The 19,986-nt window shown below is 38.5% G+C and carries 13 protein-coding genes; 12 read left to right on the top strand and 1 reads right to left on the bottom strand.

The window, feature by feature from the left end; translation table 11 throughout:
- Nucleotides 1-61 precede the first annotated feature (61 nt).
- The 4 genes from LB465_RS01880 to LB465_RS01865 all read left to right on the top strand — a co-directional run bounded on the left by LB465_RS01880 (nt 62) and on the right by LB465_RS01865 (nt 4,233).
- Nucleotides 62-640 (top strand): Crp/Fnr family transcriptional regulator, encoded by a 579-nt coding sequence (locus LB465_RS01880; protein WP_224466370.1) that lies wholly within the window; start codon nt 62-64, stop codon nt 638-640.
- Between the two features lie 77 nt (nt 641-717).
- Nucleotides 718-2,088, top strand: coding sequence for a TolC family protein (locus LB465_RS01875; protein WP_224466368.1), 1,371 nt, complete (start codon nt 718-720; stop codon nt 2,086-2,088).
- 17 nt (nt 2,089-2,105) lie between these two features.
- Complete coding sequence (locus LB465_RS01870; protein ID WP_224466366.1) at nt 2,106-3,065, top strand: HlyD family secretion protein; 960 nt, start codon at nt 2,106-2,108, stop codon at nt 3,063-3,065.
- Nucleotides 3,066-3,069: 4 nt separating this feature from the next.
- Nucleotides 3,070-4,233: an ABC transporter permease gene (locus LB465_RS01865; protein WP_224466364.1), complete on the top strand. Its 1,164-nt coding sequence runs from the start codon at nt 3,070-3,072 to the stop codon at nt 4,231-4,233.
- Between the two features lie 288 nt (nt 4,234-4,521).
- On the opposite strand, the gene LB465_RS01860 is transcribed toward LB465_RS01865, so the two are convergent.
- Nucleotides 4,522-4,785 (bottom strand): hypothetical protein, encoded by a 264-nt coding sequence (locus tag LB465_RS01860; RefSeq protein WP_224466361.1) that lies wholly within the window; start codon nt 4,783-4,785, stop codon nt 4,522-4,524.
- Between LB465_RS01860 and LB465_RS01855 the strand changes: the two genes are divergently transcribed.
- The 8 genes from LB465_RS01855 (at nt 4,760) to lpdA (ending at nt 19,924) form a co-directional block, all read left to right on the top strand.
- Nucleotides 4,760-11,161 (top strand): alpha-2-macroglobulin family protein, encoded by a 6,402-nt coding sequence (locus LB465_RS01855; RefSeq protein WP_224466359.1) that lies wholly within the window; start codon nt 4,760-4,762, stop codon nt 11,159-11,161. The genes LB465_RS01860 and LB465_RS01855 overlap by 26 nt on opposite strands.
- Nucleotides 11,162-11,514: 353 nt before the next feature.
- Nucleotides 11,515-12,120, top strand: coding sequence for a nicotinamide riboside transporter PnuC (pnuC, locus tag LB465_RS01850; RefSeq protein ID WP_224466357.1), 606 nt, complete (start codon nt 11,515-11,517; stop codon nt 12,118-12,120).
- Nucleotides 12,089-13,102: an acyl-CoA dehydrogenase family protein gene (locus tag LB465_RS01845; RefSeq protein WP_224466354.1), complete on the top strand. Its 1,014-nt coding sequence runs from the start codon at nt 12,089-12,091 to the stop codon at nt 13,100-13,102. The genes pnuC and LB465_RS01845 overlap by 32 nt, the downstream gene beginning before the upstream one ends.
- A 144-nt stretch (nt 13,103-13,246) precedes the next feature.
- The gene (locus LB465_RS01840; RefSeq protein ID WP_224466352.1) at nt 13,247-13,924 is read left to right on the top strand and encodes a hypothetical protein; all 678 of its coding nucleotides are present in this window, start codon (nt 13,247-13,249) and stop codon (nt 13,922-13,924) included.
- 195 nt (nt 13,925-14,119) lie between these two features.
- Nucleotides 14,120-14,323 (top strand): dodecin family protein, encoded by a 204-nt coding sequence (locus tag LB465_RS01835; protein ID WP_070054480.1) that lies wholly within the window; start codon nt 14,120-14,122, stop codon nt 14,321-14,323.
- Between the two features lie 114 nt (nt 14,324-14,437).
- Nucleotides 14,438-17,101: a pyruvate dehydrogenase (acetyl-transferring), homodimeric type gene (gene aceE / locus LB465_RS01830; RefSeq protein ID WP_224466347.1), complete on the top strand. Its 2,664-nt coding sequence runs from the start codon at nt 14,438-14,440 to the stop codon at nt 17,099-17,101.
- 13 nt (nt 17,102-17,114) lie between these two features.
- The gene (locus LB465_RS01825; RefSeq protein WP_224466345.1) at nt 17,115-18,497 is read left to right on the top strand and encodes a 2-oxo acid dehydrogenase subunit E2; all 1,383 of its coding nucleotides are present in this window, start codon (nt 17,115-17,117) and stop codon (nt 18,495-18,497) included.
- Nucleotides 18,498-18,514: 17 nt separating this feature from the next.
- Nucleotides 18,515-19,924 carry a dihydrolipoyl dehydrogenase gene (gene lpdA, locus LB465_RS01820; RefSeq protein ID WP_224466342.1) on the top strand — a complete coding sequence of 470 codons (1,410 nt, stop codon included), beginning with the start codon at nt 18,515-18,517 and terminating at the stop codon, nt 19,922-19,924.
- The last annotated feature ends 62 nt before the right edge of the window (nt 19,925-19,986 follow it).

The following is a 19,986-nucleotide window of genomic DNA, read 5'->3' as shown; positions in this document are numbered from 1 at the left end:
CTTGTTATTCGATTTAATTAACTTTATAGCCAATTTGAAATATCCTTTGTGAAACCTGCCTATGAACCTAACCAATTACCTAAAAAATACTGTTCCCTTTCCTTCTGAAGAACTGGCGGATATCATTTCTTATTTTAAAAGAGAATCTGTTCAAAAAAATAAGCCGCTGGTAAGGGAGGGACAGATTTGTACGAAACTCTACTTCACAGAGAAAGGTATTGGAAGAAGTTATTACGTCACTGAAGCCGGGAAAGAGGTTACTCAATGGTTTTTTGTAGAAGGGCAATTTATGTCCAGTATTGAAAGTTTTTTTCAACAAAATCCAAGTTTATATTATTTGGAGATGTTGGAGGATGCTGTCCTGTACAGTATCACTCGGGAAAACCTCGATCTACTATTTGCCCGCTACCATAAAATGGAAAAACTGGGGCGGCTTCTCTCTACAGAAATGCTCACCCGGGTAGTGAATAAATTAAGTGCCATACAGTTCCAAACAGCCCGGGAACGTCATGATTATATGCTAACTGAATTCCCCGATATAGCAAACAGGGTTGCACTTGGACACATTGCTTCCTACCTGGGGATGACACAGGAAACCCTTAGCCGCATTCGAAAAGCGCCTCCCTCTAAAAAATCCTGATTCACATTTTTTGACATAGGTCAAAAGAAAGCGCCCGTTTAGTTTGGAGATTTGCATTGATTTAAAAATTAGTTGCAATGATATTAAACCCGCTTAAAATAAGTCTGCTATGTATTTTGTTGGCAGGCCTTGCACCTCTCACTTCGATGGCTCAGCAAATAGACCCTGCGCTAGAAATACTTATTCAAAAGGGGCTGGAGAAAAGTCGCAGCATCAATATAAACCAGTTAAATGTAGAACAGGCACAAGTAGACCAGAAACTGGCAAAAGCTGTCTTTTTTCCAAAAATCACTTTAAACGGAAGCTACACCCGCCTGAATGATGATATCACTTTTGACGATGATACCCAAAACCTTTTAATGGCCACCCAACGGCTTCTTATAAAGGAGGCATCAGGTATTCCCTTTAACGCAGCATTTCCTGTGAACATACCTTTACAAGAGGTTGATAACCTGCAGGATAAGAACATCCTTAAATCTTCTGTAGATATAGATTGGGTTCTATTCAGCGGATTCGAGGCTTCCAATGCACTTAAAGCCGCTAAACATAAGGAAGCATCTTTAAATTACGCGGGGATGGCTGAAAAAGATCGCATAGTTCTCAATATCATAGAAACTTATGACAAACTTGCTCTGGTAAATGCTTCAGAACAGGTTTTAGCGGCATCTGAAGATTATCTACGAGACCAGGAACACTTCGTGAAAAAAGCTATAGAAAACGGGCTGGAAACTCCAATCAGTCGAAAAAAAATCGAACTTGCCCAGCAGCAACTGGCAGCCAGACAACTGGAATACAGCCAAAACAAAACTCTGCTTATCGAGGTTTTACAGCAACTTACTGGGGAAGAAAAAGAAATTTTAAAGTCACTTAATCCTGATCTTACTGATTTGCCCTTAGAAGAAATTGCTCCTGAAAAGCGAAGTGAGGTTAAGGCTTTGGAAGAAGCAGAGAAAGCCACTACCTATAAAGCAAAAATGGAGAGAAACCATCGTATTCCAAAGATTGCCCTAAAAGGTCATTATGAATTTCTGGAAGATGATCTGTCGCTTTTTGACCCGCAATGGTATGCCGCGGTAGGTATTAAATGGAACCTTTTTGACGGAGGCCAGTCCCGGTTAAAAAGCCTTAAATCTAAACTGGAAGCCGAAAAATACAGGGAACAGATCGGTGAAGCCGAAGAACTGATAGCGCTAAGCATAGTAAAGGCCGAACTCTCTTATGAGGCTTCCCTTCAGAATTCGCGTATTGCACAAAAAGAGATCGAACTGGCCCAAGCCACCTTTGAATTGGTGAACAAGCAGCATAAAAATGACCTGGCTTCCATCACCGAAGTACTGGATGCTCTGAAAGATTTGGAAAGGGCAAATTTCCAGTTGCAGGAATCTTACTTCAGCCAGCGAAGAGCCGTCACAACTCTGATGCACTCAAAAGGATTACTCAATTATTAATACAGAATTTAAAAGAAATGAAAACAATAAAGATCGGAATTAGCCTTATTAGCCTGTTGGTATTGGCTTCCTGTAGCAATGAACAAGAGATCACTCCCTATAGAGGAAAAGTTAAATTTGAAACCATTGCTGTTAGCAGTAAACTGGCCGGGCGCATCAATAAGTTATATGTAGCCGAGGGTGAGGATGTACAAAAAGGTGATACCTTGGCTTTCCTCGATATTCCCGAGATCAATGCAAAAATGATACAGGCAGATGGGGCGATGAAGGCCGCCCGAGGACAACTCAATATGGCTAATGTAGGTGCAACCGCAGAACAACTTATTCAAATAGAAGGAAAGCTGGATGCGGCGAAAGCAGAGCTGCAATTTGCCAGTGAATCTTATTCACGGCTGGATAATATGTTCAAGGATTCCTTGGTGACCCGCCAGCAATTGGATGAGGTAAATATGAAACTAAAAATGGCCAGGGCCCAGGTGGCTGCTCTTGAAGCAAGACGCACAGAGGCCGGAAAAAGTGCCAGAACCGAACAGTTGGATCAGGCGCAGGGACAGTTGGACCGCGCTCGTGGAGCCAGGGAAGAGGTGCTTGTTGCTTCGAATGAAATGTACCTCATTGCACCAGCAAATATGACTATTGAAACCATAAGTCTTAAAGAAGGGGAATTACTTGGTCCCGGATATTCCCTGTTCAATGGTTACAAAAAGAACAGTATTTATTTAAGGTTTACTGTAAATGAATCAAGGATCTATGATTTTAAGGTAGGCAGTGAATTGGTGATGTTAAACCCATATACCGATGAGGAATTCACCGGCAGGCTAGCGACCATAAAACAATTGCCACAATATGCTGATATAACCAGTACAGCACCGCTGTACGATTTATCAGAATCTGTATATGAGCTTAAAGTGATTCCTACTTCCGACATCTCCGGGAGTACCTTTTATACCAATGCCACAATACTATTAAAAGAATAACCGAATGAAAGAATTTTTGGATTTACTGAGAACAGAATTTAAACGGATCTTTTCCAACAGCGTACTCTGCGCAATCTTTTTTGGTGCTCCAATACTGTACGGGGTCCTGTTTGGCTATGTCTACCAGCAGGCTAAGGTCGTGAATTTACCAATTGTGATCGTAGACCAGGATAACAGTCCGTTGACAGATAGGATTATTGATGCTTTTGAGGACAATGAAGGGCTTCTTGTGAAAGACCGCCGGTACAGTCCTGGAAATATTTTGGAAGAAATGCCGGTAGCGCAATATGCTGCAGTGGTGACTTTCCCTTCCGGTTTTGAGGCTGATGTACTTCAAAAAAGATATCCTGAAGTGAGGGTAGACCTCAACATGGCCAATATTCTTAATGCCAATACCGCCAGTAAGAATATCCAGCAGGTGTTGCTGACCCTAAACGCAGGGATAGAAATTGAAGGTCTTAAGAAGCAAGGCTTACCGCCAAACGTTGCCAGTGACTCGTATGAGAGTTTTAAGATCAATTTCAATAAACTTTATAATTCTACAGGAAACTACCTTAATTTTATGTTACCAGGTTTACTGGGAGCTATTATGCAACAGGTGATTTTCCTGGCCATGGCGCTCGTATTTGCTAGAGATTTTGAAGACGGGTATTTTAGGAAGCTTGTAAAAAAAGAAAAATCTTCCGTATACCTAATCGCTCTAAAAGCCACTCCTTTTTTGCTATTCTTGCCTGTTATGTGGTTTATTATGAGTCGGCTATTTGTATTTTTCAATGTACAGGCCAGTATTTTTAATTTGCCAATGCTGATTATGGTTATTCTCCTAAGCCTCGCTTCAATAGGAGTGGGAATGTTATTCTCGGTTGCCATTCCCAATCAATTAAAGGCAACAGAACTGTTAATGGTGATTTCAACCCCTGCATTTGTACTAAGCGGATTTACCTGGCCAAGCCTAGCAATTCCACCATTTATCAATGGGATAGCAAAATCAATACCAGTTACCCATTTCCTTTCCGCCTTCAAAAAGGTCGCCTATTATGGTGGCAGTATTGCCGACATTCTGCCAGAAATAAAATTGTTGTTGATTATCATAGCAATTACCTTTACTGCGATGGCATTGATACTTCAAATTAAAATTAGAAGAACCCGGAAAAGCTTAATGGCATAATGTGATTAATCTGCAATATTAAATGGCTTTGTAGGCCGGTAACCCGTTAAGAACGCCATTCTCTAAACAGGCCATTCCCTATAAAAGCATTCCGGCATATATGGGTTAAGTCAACAATGGCATTTAGGCAGTAGTATTCAAGATAAATTCAAACCAATTAAAACTTCACTTTATGTTTGATTCCTTTCTGAGTCGTTCTACCATATACCATTTTTTAAGAAGCAAAGTTCCGGAATTTAAAAGTTAGCTTTGTAGCTGAATTATCTTTTTTTGGAATTTCCAGGCAGCCTAACCTAATTCTAAATTCCCGGTTAAAAGCACATCAAAAAATGGTACTGGCGACGGAACAATACCGGGTGGAATTAGCTTCCTTTTTTTAACCAGCCCTTGGTGGTAGTATTCTCCGGAGTATTTTAAGAATTCATTTCTAAAAAACCAGGGTGACATACAATTTTTAGCACCTATTCTCAGCTTTTTAGTATCTTCATAACCTACTATAACCTTCGTCATCATCATCAACTGCTTTATGAAGAAATTTTTACTTTTTTGCATTGTGCTTATTTCCAGTATTTCTTTTGCTCAGGAAAAATTCGAAAATAAATGGAAAGCTGTAGATTCCCTCGAGTTGCAGGGACGCAATGAATCGGCGGCAGAAATCGTTTTAGAAATACTCAAAGAGGCACGGGAATCCAAAGATTACAATAATTTCATTAAGGCTAAGCTGTTTTATTATAAATTCTACCAGGTTCACCAGGAAAATTCCAACGAGCATATTCTTGCCGATCTTGAACACAGTATTTCTAAGCTTCCTGCTCCACATAAAAATATAATGCTAAGCTATAAAGCAAGTTTTCTAGAGCAGTATCTAAACAGTAATCGATGGAGCATCAGGGACCGCACCCAAATTGATAATCCCGAAGCCCTGGAAATCGAAACCTGGTCTGCAGCAACTTTGCAGGATTCTATTGCGCAGAGTTATAAACTCTCTCTACAAAACGAGCAGAAACTTATTGAAACTTCCGCGGGAAATACAGCAGCGCTTTTAGTAGAGAACCTACTTTATAGAAAATACCAGCCCAGTTTATACGATATTTTAGCCCATCGAGCGCTGGCGTATTTCTCAGATTCCGGAAATTTCCAGTCGGTTAATGAATTTGCTTTTGATAATGAAGCTTTATACGGAAGCACCTCAGAATTTTCTCAAATAAATTTTCCTCAAACAGTAAAAGAAAGCCCCGAAGTAAGCGTGCTTAAAATCTACCAAAACCTTGAAAATTTGCACGCTGGAAATGAAAATTTAGAAGCATTTATTTTTAATCAACTGGAACGTTTGGACTATGTAAAAACATTTTACAAAGGAGATCAAAAGTTTGAAAAGTATCTTGAAGCACTGGATAGGCTAAACGGAAATTTTGAGCAGGAACCTGCTCGTGCACTTATCCTTTTTGCCCAGGCAATGCATTATTACGAACAGTCTGAAGAAACTAACGAGGAGAGCGAGTTAAAACATCCAGGATTTCTAAAAAATGCGGTGGATTTGTGCGATAAAATTATTGAAGGGTTTCCAAATTCGGCAACTGCCCAGAATGCTTACCGACTTAAGAGTTCGATTACCGCTGCGGAAATTAATGCAAAAGTCCAGGAAATACTTTCTCCCCAAAAACCCGGCAGAATCTATGTTTCTTATAAAAACCTGGATTCAATTGAACTGAAAATCTATAAAGTACCAGAATCTTTTCAGCAAAAACTCACCTACAGAAATCAGGATTCGATCATAAAAAATTATTCTGAAAAAAAACCATTTTTCAGGAAGTTCGTTCACCTTCCAAAGTCTGAAGATTATAACCTGCATTCAACAGAATTTGCATTTCCTGGGCTTGAAAAAGGCAATTACTTACTTTATATTTCGGTTGTTAATCCTGAAGAAAATCAAGGTTTTACTTTTGAATTTATTCAGGTTTCCAACCTTGTTTTAGCGCAAACCCGTTTTGATAAATATGCTTTATACCGTTCCATTGATCGAACTTCAGGGAAAAATATTTCAGGAGCAAAAATTGAATTTTTTTATGATAACAAAAAGATTAGCCGGACAGGAAAAACCGATAAATACGGGGAATTAAAAGATAATTTATCCATGAGCAATAGGCGGTCCGGCAGGATTAGGATCAGCAAAAATGGTGATACTTTAAATACCAACTACTGGTCGGGATATTATAATCAGAATGAAGAAAAGGAGACAATACTGGCGAAATCTATGCTCTATCTTGATCGCGCTATTTACCGTCCCGGTCAAAAGGTTTTCTTTAAAGGAGTTTTGTTGCAATATAAAAATAAGCAAACCAGCACCGTGCCTGGGGAGTTTGTTGAGGTTTATGTAGACGATGCCAATGGGGAGGAAATTCAAAATTTTAAGCTAAAAACCAATAAATACGGTTCCTTTAATGGGGAATTCACGCTTCCTTCTACCGGAATAACCGGGGCTTTTAAAATTTATACCGAAGAAAACATTGATGATGAAACCGAATTCTGGAAAACATTAGGAGACAGCGATGGGTATGTAGAAAGCGGGGTTTCATTTAATGTAGAGGAATATAAAAGACCAACTTTTGAAGTAGTTTTTGATACTATAAAACAAACTTTTAGGCCTAAAGATACTATTGAAATTACAGGAAATGTAAGTTCCTTTATGGGCGCCAAATTAAATAATACAGCTCTCACTTTTGAAGTTTATCGTGAAAAAAGGATTAGCTATTGGTGGCGCGATCATTATACCGAAAAAACACTTATTTCCACCGATAGCCTCACCACAACTGCTGAAGGAAATTTTTCTATAAAATTCCTTGCCGAGGTAAAAGAAGAAGATTTAAAAGAGAAAAATTTAATTTACAGGTACAGCATTAAAGCTACGGTCACCGATGTTAGTGGTGAAACCCGGGACGCCCAAACTTCACTTAAAATCGGGAACAAAAACTTATTGGTAAACCTGGAAATGCTGGAGGGCTATACGCCTTTAGATAGCTTAACCCCAAGCATTCGGGCTGTTAATCTAAATGATAATCCGGTTGCGGTAAATGGGAAATTGCGAATTTATAAATTACAGGCTCCTAAAAGAATTCTGCAAGAAAGATTATGGGAAGCTCCCGAAATCACTATAATTCCTGAAGAAGAATTCAAAGAATTGTTTCCTGAAGAACCTTACGAAGCAGAAAACAAACCTGAAAACTGGTCCCGGGGCAAACTTCAGTATGAAACAGTCTTCAATACCGATAATATTTACGAGCCAAAAATTCCTATAAACGATAATTGGGAATCGGGAAAATATGTACTGGAATTAGAAGTTGAAGATGGGAATAATACTGACTCAATTCAACGAACCTTTAATATTATTAAACCTGAAGATGATTATTTGCCAGACAAAGGGCGTTTTGATTTTTCGGTTAAAAACAGTGATTTTAGAAAGGATAAGCGCATAGAAATTTTACTGCAAACAGCTTATAAAAATCTTCATTTGGAGATTTCAGCTTTTAACAAGAATGAGCAAATTTTCAGGGAATTTGTAAAATTAGACGGAAAGGAATTAATCGAAATTCCGCTAAAAGATGCCATTTCCGAAACAGTAGAAATAAGAATTTCAGGGGTAAAAAATAATTCTTTAATTCAGGAAAGTAGACGAATTTCAATCCCTATAAGAAAAAAACAGCTTAAAATAGAAACCGAAACTTTCAGAAATAAGATCGAGCCGGGAGTAGAAGAAACCTGGAGTTTTAAAGTTACTGTTGAAAAAGACGAAATTCCAGATGCCGAACTACTGGCTTCTATGTATGATGCTTCCTTAGATCAATTTAAGCTTAGAAACTGGGAAACCGAAGCAGGTTTTTCACGAACTTACCTAAATTTCCCCAGCTTCAATATTTCAAACATAGGAGGGGTGGGGCACTTTTCTAACAGGTTTTCCAGAAGCTTAACTTACAGAAATCAGAAGAAGATTTTTGATGATTTAGATCTTTTCGGGTTCTATTTTTCTGAGCCCAATAGTTATGAATACCGCCAATATTTGAGTCGGAAAAAGAGAAGCGGAGGAGCGGAAGATTTATTAGGAAATACCCGCGGAAAAATAACCGATATCAATGGGTTGCCACTACCTGGTGTAAATGTAACTATTAAAGGAACCGGGAATGGAACCCAAACAAATTTTGACGGCGAGTTTGCCCTCGATACCAAAGCAGAGGATATTCTGGTGATCTCTTATTTAGGATTTGGAACTTACGAATACCGCGTGGGGGAAACCAAAGAGTTGTTTGTTATTATGGAAGAGGATTCTTCTGCATTAAATGAGGTTGTTACCGTTGGATATGGCTCACAAGTGCAGGGAGAAGTAGTGGGTTCTGCAAATGGTTTACGCATTCGCGGAAATTCATCTTTGAATGAAAATGCTGCATTGTTTATTGTAGACGGTAAAATGACCGCCGAACTCGATATTGATCCTTCTGATGTTCTTTCGGTAGAAACGCTGGAAGGTGCTGAAGCTACCGCACTTTATGGGGCAAGAGCAGCAAATGGGGTTATGATTATAACTACCAAAAAAGGGATGGAAGACCTGCAAAATGTGGAAGCAAGGAAAAATTTAGATGAAACTGCTTTCTTTTTGCCAGAATTGAACCTGGATAAAAACGGCAAGCTGCAATTTAGTTTTACTTCTCCCGAAGCTCTTACAAGATGGAAGTTAAGGCTATTGGGACATACCCGGGAGTGGGCGACCGGGCAGTATGAAAATACAATTGTAACGCAGAAAGAACTAAACATTATTCCCAATCCTCCGCGATTTTTAAGGGAAAATGATACGATTTTATTTAAATCAAAAATCACTAATCTTTCCAGGGAAAGTATTTCTGGAACAGCGATGTTACAGCTTTTTGATGCCATAACGATGAAGCCCATTGACACGCTACTTGGGAATATTTCAAAAGCAAAAAACTTTAATTTAAAGGCTTCGGCGAGCCAGGCGGTAGCCTGGGATTTAATTATTCCGGAAGGAGTGCAGGCGGTAAATTATAAAGTTTTGGCAAAAGCAGGGGATTTTACCGATGGGGAAGAGAATTTACTTCCCGTGCTAACCAACCGAATGTTGGTGAAAGAAAGTTTGGCATTTTTTGTACGAGCCGGGGAAACCGAAAATTATGAGTTTAAAAACCTAAAAGAAAATACTTCAAGCACATTAGAACATCATAAGTTCAGTTTAGAATATACCTCAAACCCTGCCTGGTACGCCGTGCAGAGCCTGCCTTATTTAATGGAGTTTGAACACGAATGTTCTGAACAGAACTTTGCACGTTTATATGCCAACAGCCTTGCATCGCATATTATGAACAGTCAGCCGAAAATCAAAGAGGTTTTTGAAGCCTGGAGAAAAGACAATGTTTTGGAAAGTCAGCTTGAAAAGAATGAAGAATTAAAATTGCTTCTACTTGCAGAAACTCCCTGGTTAAGGGATGCCCAATCGGAAACTTCCCAAAAACAAAGAATTGCAAAACTTTTTGAACTGAATAAACTTGCAAAAGAAAAGTCAGATATTTTAAAAAGGTTAAAACGTATGCAGAATAATTCCGGGGCTTTTCCTTGGTTTTCGGGTGGGCGCGATAATAATTTTATTACCCGCCATATTGTTGCCGGTTTTGGTCATCTTAAAAAAATGGGAGTGGAAATAGATGATTCAGCAATTATAAAAAATGCTATTTCTTACCTGGATAAAGAGATGATCGAAAACAGGAAATTTTATGATTATCAGGACAATCAAAATTTCTATAAAAGCACCAATAGCTTACATTATTTATATGCGCGAAGTTATTATTTGGAAGAATTCCCCCTTTCCGAAGAAAATCAGGAAATCGCAGCTAAAATTATCGAAGTACAAAAAGAAAGCTGGTTGGAAGCCAGTCTTTATAACAAGGGATTATTAATGCTGATTTTCTCGAAAATGAACGAAAAGAAAACTGCGGAAAATATTATGGTTTCCCTTAAGGAAAGCGCTGTAAAATCTAAAGATTACGGAATGTACTGGAAGGAGAATAAAAGCGGCTGGCATTTCTATAGCGCACCGGTGGAAACCCAGGCATTACTAATAGAAGCTTTTTCAGAATTAGAGAATTTGGCAGCAGTGGAAGAGATGAAAATATGGCTTTTGCAAAACAAGCGCACCAATCATTGGCCTACTACCAAAGCCACTACCGAAGCGACCTACGCTTTATTAATGCAGGGGGAAGACTGGCTACAAACCGAAGATAATACACAGTTAAGCGTGGGCGGTAAAGAAATTCCTTCAGAAAAATTGGAAGAAACTGCAAAAGAAGCCGGTACTGGTTATAGAAAAATAAGCTGGACAGCAGATGAAATTAACGATTCTTTCAGTGAAATAACTGTAGAAAACAATAATAATACTGCCGGTTTTGGAGGAGCATACTGGCAGTATTTTGAAGATCTCGACAAGATAAAAATACATAATAACTCGCCTTTAAATGTTGAAAAGGAACTGTACTTAAACGTTTCAGGAACTTCGGGAAAAAGTCTGAATAAAATAAGTGCTCAAACCCCAATAAAAACAGGAGACCTTGTAACAGTTCGTTTGGTGGTAAGATCAAAGGCAGATATGGATTATATTCATTTAAAAGATATGCGGGCCAGTGGTTTTGAGCCTACCAATGTGTTAAGTGAATATAAATATCAGGATGGTACAGCATATTACGAGAGTACCCGCGATGCTGCTACTCATTTCTTTTTTGACAGCTTAAACAAAGGAACTTACGTGCTGGAATATACCGTGCGTGCCAATAATTCCGGTAAATTTTCTAATGGAATAACCACTATTGAAAGCATGTATGCTCCAGAATTTTCCTCACATACCAAAGGAATTAGGGTGAAAATCCAAGAGTGATTTCTTTTTTGAACTTAAAGATATGTGCAATACTCACATAAGTGATTTTGACTGCCAAAACAAAGTGATAATCCCAAAATAATTATAGCTTTGCATTTGAAATGGGGTGCTTGCCATAAGGCAGGCTGAGATGATACCCGGGAGTTTTTACTCGATAATCGAGATTAAAATACGTATGTTTTTTTTCTCGAATCAAGATTCATTTTCTAAAAATGTTTTTGGGCTTCGCCTCGATGTAATTTACTCCGAACCTGATCCGGATAATGCTGGCGTAGGGATTTTCTAAGTTGAGGTTGCATTCCTGCAATTTTCAACTACTTCATCTCCTCATTTCATTGGTTAAAATGAACACAATGATAGAGGATTTCTTTACAAGCCTTACCTGGTTACAAGCCGTGGGAACTACTTTTGGGGTGGTTCAGGTGTTACTGGCCCGAAAAAATAATATTCATAATTATTTGTTCGGCATCGCCGCTATTCTTATAAGTCTTTGGGTACTCTACCAATCAAAATTATATGCCGATATTATTTTAAACCTTTATTACCTGGTGATGAGTATTTATGGCTGGTTTTACTGGAGGTACGGCAGGCAGGAAAAAGAAACCCCAATTTCCTACTCAAGCAAATCTGAACATTTAAAAGCCGTTGCAATTGTACTGGTTTGTTTTACAGCGATGAGTTACTGGCTTAGGTTCCATACCAATTCTGATGTTCCGTTTTGGGATGCCGGTGTTAGCGGGTTTGCCTGGGCCGGAATGTGGCTTATGGCTAAAAGAAAAATGGAGAACTGGATTTTTCTAAATATCAGTAATACCATCTCTATTCCATTGCTTATTTACAAAGAACTCTACATATATGCCGGATTGACCGTTTTCCTTTTTATCGTAGGAACTTCGGGATATTTTAAATGGCGAAAAATCGTAAAGGATGAAAGAAGACAACAAGCAGCAAGCGCTTAGAAAATTATGTTTGGGTGCAGATATATTTCCTGAAGAAGTTTTAACCTGGATTGCAGAAGAAAATCTCTGGAATATATGGGTGCCTAGAAACTATGGCGGATTGGAACTTTCCCTTACTGAAGGACTTGAAAAACTCAAGAAATTGACTAAAATCGATGGCAGCCTGGGCTGGACGGTAACTTTATGCAGTGGCGCCAATTACTTTATAGGAAACCTGGAACCTGAAACTGCGAAGGAGGTTTTTAAAAAGCCACATGCTACAGTTCTGGGAGGAAGCGGTGGCGTTTTTGGAACAGCTGAAAAACTGGGTTATAATTATAAAATTTCCGGAACCTGGCGTTATGCTACCGGTGCACCTTACCTGACCCATTTTACGCTTAATGCCGAAATTCACGAAAATGGCAAAGCTTTACTTAACGAGGATGGATCGCCAAAAATACGCTCGTTTGTATTGCCAAAAGAAGAAGTCAGGCTTATTGAAGACTGGGATACGATGGGGTTGAAAGCTTCGGTTACTCATTCTTTTGAAGTAAAAGATGCTTTGATTTCAAAACGATTTAGTTTTATTTATAATAAATTTTACCAGCCGCAGGATATCTTTAAAATTCCATTTTCAGTATTTGCCGATCTTACACTTTGGGTTAATTATATTGGTATGGCCGAGCATTTTTTGGCGGAAGCCCAAGCTGTCAAACCTGTAGAGGCTTTAAAAAACTTAGAAGAAAACCTTAATTTTCACAATCAACAAATCAGGCGATATTCAGAAAGTATTGAAGCGAAAATTGCTGCACAGGAAAAAATTTCTAAGAATTTTATAGAGGAAATTCATATTTCAGCTTCAAATTCAGTAAAAAATATCTCCCGAAATATTATTGAAAATTATCCTTACTTAGGCGTAAAGGCAAGCCAGAAAAACCATCCATTAAACCAGGTTTTTTGCGATTATTTTACCGCAACACAGCATCATATTTTTACGAAATAAAACTATTGAATAGGAGTGAAATTAAGTTTTGTATTTGCTTCGGAATAAAGTTAAGATTTCAGCGATATTCATCTGTTTAGTGGTAGAAAATGATTATCATGTAACCAGCGATAAATTATTTATAACAACCGAAGAAAAATCAAGATGAAATATAAAATAAATATAGAGAAAGTCCAGAACGTAGACGAAATTAAGGAGTATTGGACGAATGAAGATTACATTCAGTTGCTGAAAAAATTCGATTTCCCTGATGCGGAAGAATCTGATGGAGAAAATTTAAGAGAATTATTATTTATGGCCATATCAGATTTTGAACCTGGTGAAGCGGCTAAATTGGTTTTAGATTACAAGTTGGGTGAGGAATTATCTGAAGGACAGATTGAGCAGATATCTAACGATATGTTGATAGATACGGTTTGTGAAGAATATCCCGAAATGGAATTGCAATCCAGATTATTCCACGTGAATCAATTGCTTTTTAAAGCTTATAATGGGAAATTTCCGAGTTCGAGTGCCACTATTATTCATTTCACCATAACCCCTTTAAATACAGATGCCGATTCCGACCTAAGTAAAGCAACGCTGTTGAGGTTATTGAACGATGGTCTTTCAGACAGGAATATCGTTAAAAGATTGTTTGAAGAGCAAATGAATGGAAACGCCGAATTTCTAGAGGCCGAAAATATTATCTGGGATTTACAGTTTTTGGAAAATGGGCAGTATAAAATAATAACTTCTGGAAATCTTATTAAAAAAGATGAGGTAATTGCTTCAGAATGGGAAAAGGAAATTGAAGAAACCGGGGATGATTTAGATAAATAACTGAATAAAAAAATATAGAATACTGAATGCTGCCCAATAACAGGCAGCATTTTTTTTGAATTTTTCGCTGCCTGGTGTTTTACGACTTTTATTCTTTTAATTCTTTAACATCTGCCTATAATCTTATGTTAATCAATTGAAGTTAAACCTGTTATTTTTTAAATTGAAGCTAAACATTAACCAAAAAATAAAATTATGAGTATCGTAAAAGTAATTGAGGTAATTGCCTCTTCAGAAACAAGTTTTGATGATGCAGTTAAAAATGCACTAAAAGAAGCGAGTAAATCTGTAAGTAACATAAAATCTATTTATGTTAAAGAAATGCACGCCAATGTAGATAATAATCAAATAACGACCTATGCGGTAAACGCAAAAGTCTCATTTACCGTAAATAAATAGTTTCGTTTAATTAGAAATTATAGAAGAGGAAGATAAATTTTTCTTGAGTTTATCTTCCTTTTTTAATTACCCATCAAGGCTTCATTACCTCTTTTGAAATTAATAATATAACTTATGGCCAATAGTAAGAAAGACAGCACTCAGCAGGAAAATCAGGAATGGATAGATTCGCTAACCTGGATCATTCAAAATAAATCTACTAAAAGGGCAGAGGAATTACTGAACATCTTACAGGAAGAAGCCAGAAAACATGATGTAGAGCTTCCTGAGACACTAACCACGCCCTATCACAATACTATTTCACACGACAAAGAGGAAGACTATCCCGGCGATTTAGATCTGGAAGAAAAGATCCTGGCTTATATTAGGTGGAACGCTATGGCCATGGTGGTAAAAGCCAATAAAGCTGATGAAGGAATTGGAGGGCATATTTCTACATATGCATCTATTGCACAGCTTTGGGAAGTAGGTTTTCATCATTTCTTTAAGATTGAAAATGATGTACAGGATCAGATATATTTTCAGGGTCACGCTTCTCCCGGGATTTATGCCCGGGCTTATATGGAAGGGCGCTTAACTAAAAAGAACCTTGAGAATTTTCGCCACGAAGTACAATCTGAAAAAGGCCTTACTTCTTATCCACACCCACATTTAATGCCCGATTTTTGGAGCAATCCTACGGTTTCTATGGGCTTGGGCCCCATCCAGGCTATTTATAGGGCTAGATTTAATAAATACCTGCACAACCGCGGACTTATAGACGAAGACAAAAGTAAAGTCTGGGCATTTATTGGCGATGGGGAGATGGACGAGGTAGAAGCCCGGGGAGCTATTAATATCGCATCAAGGGATAAACTGGACAACCTCATTTTTGTGGTAGATTGTAATTTACAGCGCCTGGATGGCCCTGTGCGAGGTAACAGCAAAGTTATCCAGGAAATGGAAGGCCTGTTTCGAGGTGCCGGCTGGAATGTAATTAAACTGCTTTGGGGAAAGGAATGGGATAAACTTATAGAAAAGGATAAAACCGGGAAACTCCTTAAAAAACTGGGCGAACTTACCGATGGCCAGCTTCAAAAATACGCTTATAGTGATGGAGAATTTCTGCGGAAAGATTTATTTGAAAGTGATAAAGACCTAAAGAAGTTAGTGGAAGATTATTCTGATGAAGAATTAGGGAATTTTAAACGTGGTGGCCACGATTCAGAAAAAATATACAATGCCTATAAAGTAGCATTAAAAACAAAGGAAAAACCCAGTATTGTTTTGGCACAAACCATTAAAGGTTATGGCCAGGGTAATGCCGGTGAGGCTAGCAATGTTTCGCATAAAACCAAAAAATTCAACAAAGAGCAGCTGGGAGAATTTAGAGACTTTTTTAAGGTGCCGGTTTCAGATAAAGATCTGGAAAAAATTCCATTTATAAAACCAAAGAAAGATAGTGAGGAGTTAAAATACCTGGAGGAAAGGCGAAAAAAGCTTGGTGGTTATATTCCGCAGCGAAAGGACAGAAGCTCAAAATTAAAGGCTCCAGATGTGAAAATTTTTGAAAGCTTTTTAAAAGGATCGGGCGAAGATGATGCGGCAACCACTATGGCCATGGTACAGATTCTTAGCAAGTTGATGAAGGATAAAAATTTAGGGAAATTAATCGTGCCAATTATTCCCGATGAATCCAGAACTTTTGGAATGGAATCCCTTTTTAGGCAAGCCGGAATATACGCTCCTCACGGACAAAAATATGATCCGGTAGATGAAGATAGTTTGCTCTATTATAAAGAAGCCAAAAATGGCGCTATAATGGAAGAAGGGATTACCGAATCTGGTTGTATGGCTGAGTTTATTGCTGCAGGAACTACTTACTTAACCCACGGCATTAATACCATTCCGTTTTACTTTTTCTATTCCATGTTTGGTTTTCAGAGAACCGGCGATCTTATGTGGGCTGCGGCAGATGCAGGTGCAAAAGGTTTCCTGATGGGCGGTATTTCGGGGAGAACCAGTATTCCCGGGGAAGGTTTGCAACACCAGGACGGCCAAAGTCATTTATACGCGCTGGCATTTCCTAATTTAAGAGCTTACGATCCCGCTTTTGCCTATGAGCTGGCGGTTATTGTAGAAGAAGGAATTAAGAATATGTATATAGATAAAAAGGATTTGTTTTACTATGTCACCATTGGAAATGATACTTATCCTATGCCGGAAATGCCAGAAGATGTGGATAGGGAAGCCATTATTAACGGACTTTATAAATTCAGGAAATCGAAATCTCGTAAGAAGAAAAAGAAAGCGCATTTATTTGGTAGCGGTGCTATTATGAAAGAGGTACTGGAAGCTGCTGAAATTTTGGAAGAAAAATTTGATGTGGGCGCCGATATTTGGAGCATTACCAGTTATAAAACTTTATACGATAATGCTATTGATACCGAACGCACTAACCGTCTAAAAGGCCAGGTAAATAAAGATGAAAATTATATAGAGCAACAGTTGAAGGATGAAAAGGGCACTTTTGTAGCCGCTTCAGATTTTGTGAAGGCGCTTCCCGAAAGCCTTGCTTCCTATTTCCCCGATGAACTTATTAGTTTAGGTGCCGATGGGTTTGGCAGGAGTGATAATAGGGAAGCTTTGCGTGCTTTCTTTGAGATCGATGCCTCACATATTGCTTATGCGGCTTTATATGGCCTTGCTAAACAGAATCAAATTAGCATGGAAGAGTTGAAAAAAGCGGCTAAAAAACTAAAAATAGATCCACAAAAGACCAATCCAAGAACGTCTTAAAAAAAATTGAATTATGGCAAAAGACATAAAAATTCCACAAATATCTGAAGGTGTAGATACCGCTGTTATTTCTGAAATCCTGGTTTCGGAAGGAGATAAAATTGAAGAAGATCAGTCGGTGATTTCAGTAGAAACTGATAAAGCTACGGCCGAAGTTCCTGCTACTTCAGGAGGAACAATTAAAGAAATAAAGGTTAGCGAAGGTGATGAGGTGAACGTAGGCGATGTGATTATTATCCTGGAAGATGACGATGACGATTCAGATGAAAAAGAGGAAGAGAAAACTATAGAAAAAGAAGAAGAAGATACTTCAAAAAAGAAAAAGGAAGATTCTGAAAAAGACGAAGAAGAATCCAATTCTGAAGAAAATAAAAAAGACAAATCCAAGTCTAAAGAAAAAGATGACGAGCAGGAAGAAGATGATGAGGATGAGGATGAAAAGGACGGAGATGAGAAGAAAAAAAGTAAAGACACCAAGTCTAAAAAAGATAAAGATACCGATGAAGCATCTTCAAAAGAAGTCTATGCTTCTCCGGGAGTAAGACGATTAGCCCGAGAACTTGGCGTGAATATAAAAGAAATAAGTGGTAGCGGCGAAAGTGGAAGAATTACTGAAAAAGACGTTAAAGAATACAAGGAAGGCGGTAGCAAAAAAAGCAGTTCTGGCCAGGCTAAATTACCCGATTTCAGTAAATGGGGAGCGGTAGAAAATAAACCACTAAATAGTATTAAAAAAACCACGGCTAAGAATGTGCTGTCCTCCTGGCAATCTATTCCGCACGTGTTTCAGTTTGGAGAAGCAGATATTTCTGGAGTTGAAGCTTATATAGAAGATCATAAAGAAAAGGTTGAAAAAGCCGGAGGTAAACTCACGCTAACAGCCATACTTACCAAAATTGTTGCCACAGCCTTGCATAAATTTCCAACATTCAATGCAAGTATAGATATGGATAAGGAAGAAATGATCCTTAAAAAATATGTAAATATCAATATTGCGGTGGCTACAGAAAAGGGCCTTTTAGTTCCGGTGATTAAAAATGCAGATCAAAAAAGCATCAAGGATCTTTCGGTAGAAATTTCAGAAATAGCTGAAAAAGCACGGGAACAAAAACTATCTAAAGAAGATATGGAAGGAGGCAATTTTTCTATCTCAAACCTGGGCGGGATTGGCGGCACTAATTTTACACCCATAGTCTACCATCCGCAGGTGGCGATTCTCGGTATTTCACGCGCAACTACCAAACCGGTTTATATAGATGGAAAGTTTGAACCTCGCAGCATTCTTCCACTTAGTTTATCTTATGATCATCGCTTAATAGATGGGGCCGATGGAGCTGGTTTTATGAATTGGCTGGTAAAAGCACTGGAAGATCCATACGAAGCACTTTTGGGCTAATCTAAATCTCAGAAACAATGGCAAAAAAAGATAGAAAAGAACTCGTGATTATTGGTGCCGGTCCCGGAGGCTATGCTGCAGCTTTTCACGCAGCAGATCTTGGAATAAAAGTAACGCTTATTGATCCCGAAGTTAACCCCGGCGGAGTTTGTCTTTACCGTGGTTGTATTCCTTCCAAAGCACTTTTACACCTGGCAAAAACCAAAGAAGAGGCTATGCAGGCCTCAAAATGGGGGATGAAATTTGAAGAGCCTAAAATTGACATTAAAAAAGTTGCAAGCTGGAAAGAGAAGGTGGTTAAAAAACTTACAGAAGGCTTAGGACAATTAAGTAAAGCCCGGAATATTGAATACATCCAGGGAAAGGCCAAATTTACCGGCAAAAATGAACTGGAAGTGACCGATAATAAAGGAGAAACTTCGAATTTAAGTTTTAAAAAAGTGATCATTGCCACCGGTTCCTCTGCCTTAGGCTTACCCGGACTGGAGATAGACCATGAAAAAATTTGGGACGCTACCGATGCGCTGGAACTTAAAGAAATACCCAAAAAAATGCTAGTCGTTGGGGGCGGTTATATAGGCCTGGAGCTTGGGAGTGTTTATGCTGCTTTGGGAACAAAAGTCTCTATAGCTGAAATGACCCCGGGATTTTTACCGGGAACAGATCGAGACCTGGTTGAGGTTTTTAAGAAAAACGAACCTTTTAAAGATGTCTTTTTTGAAACTAAAGTAGAAAAAGTGAAGATCACCAAAAAAGGGGTGAAGGTATCCTTGAAAGGAAAGAAGGAAGAACAGAGCAAAAAATTTGACTGTGTGCTGGTAGCTGTTGGGAGAAAACCAAATACACAAAATCTGGGTTTGAAAGAACTAGGAATTTCGGCCAATGAAAAAGGATTCCTGGAAGTAGATGATAAACGCCGAACAAAATTGGACCACGTTTTTGCAATTGGAGATATTACCGGAGAACCTATGTTGGCACATAAAGCAAGTCACGAAGGCAGAATTGCTGCAGAAGTGATTGCAGGAAAAAAAGGAGCTGCCTACGATCCTAAGGTAATTCCGGCAATTGTATTTACCAATCCTGAACTCGCCTGGTGTGGTCTCACTGAAGAAGAGGCAAAAGAAAAAAATAAGAATGTAAAAGTTGTAAAATTCCCCTGGTCTGCTTCGGGAAGAGCTGTTGCTATTGGAGAAAATGCGGGTTTAACCAAACTTTTAATAGATAAGGAAACCGAAGTGATTTTAGGTGGCGCCGTAGCCGGAAAAAATGCAGGAAGTTTAATTCCGGAGATCGCTTTGGCTATCGAAATGGGTAGTACAGCCAGTGATTTATCGCTAACTATTCATCCGCATCCTACTCTTTCAGAAACTATAATGGAAAGCGCCGAATTGTTTTACGGTGGGGCTACGCATTATAAAAAGGCTTAGAGGTAATCTGGGAAATAAAATTTTCAATTAATTTTTCCTCTCTAATGGTTTTTATTGAATAG

This window comes from Salegentibacter lacus (assembly GCF_020164555.1).
Classification (GTDB): Bacteria; Bacteroidota; Bacteroidia; order Flavobacteriales; family Flavobacteriaceae; genus Salegentibacter; species Salegentibacter lacus.
Note: the sequence above shows the minus strand (reverse complement) of the source record. Positions and strands in the feature narration are given on the sequence as shown.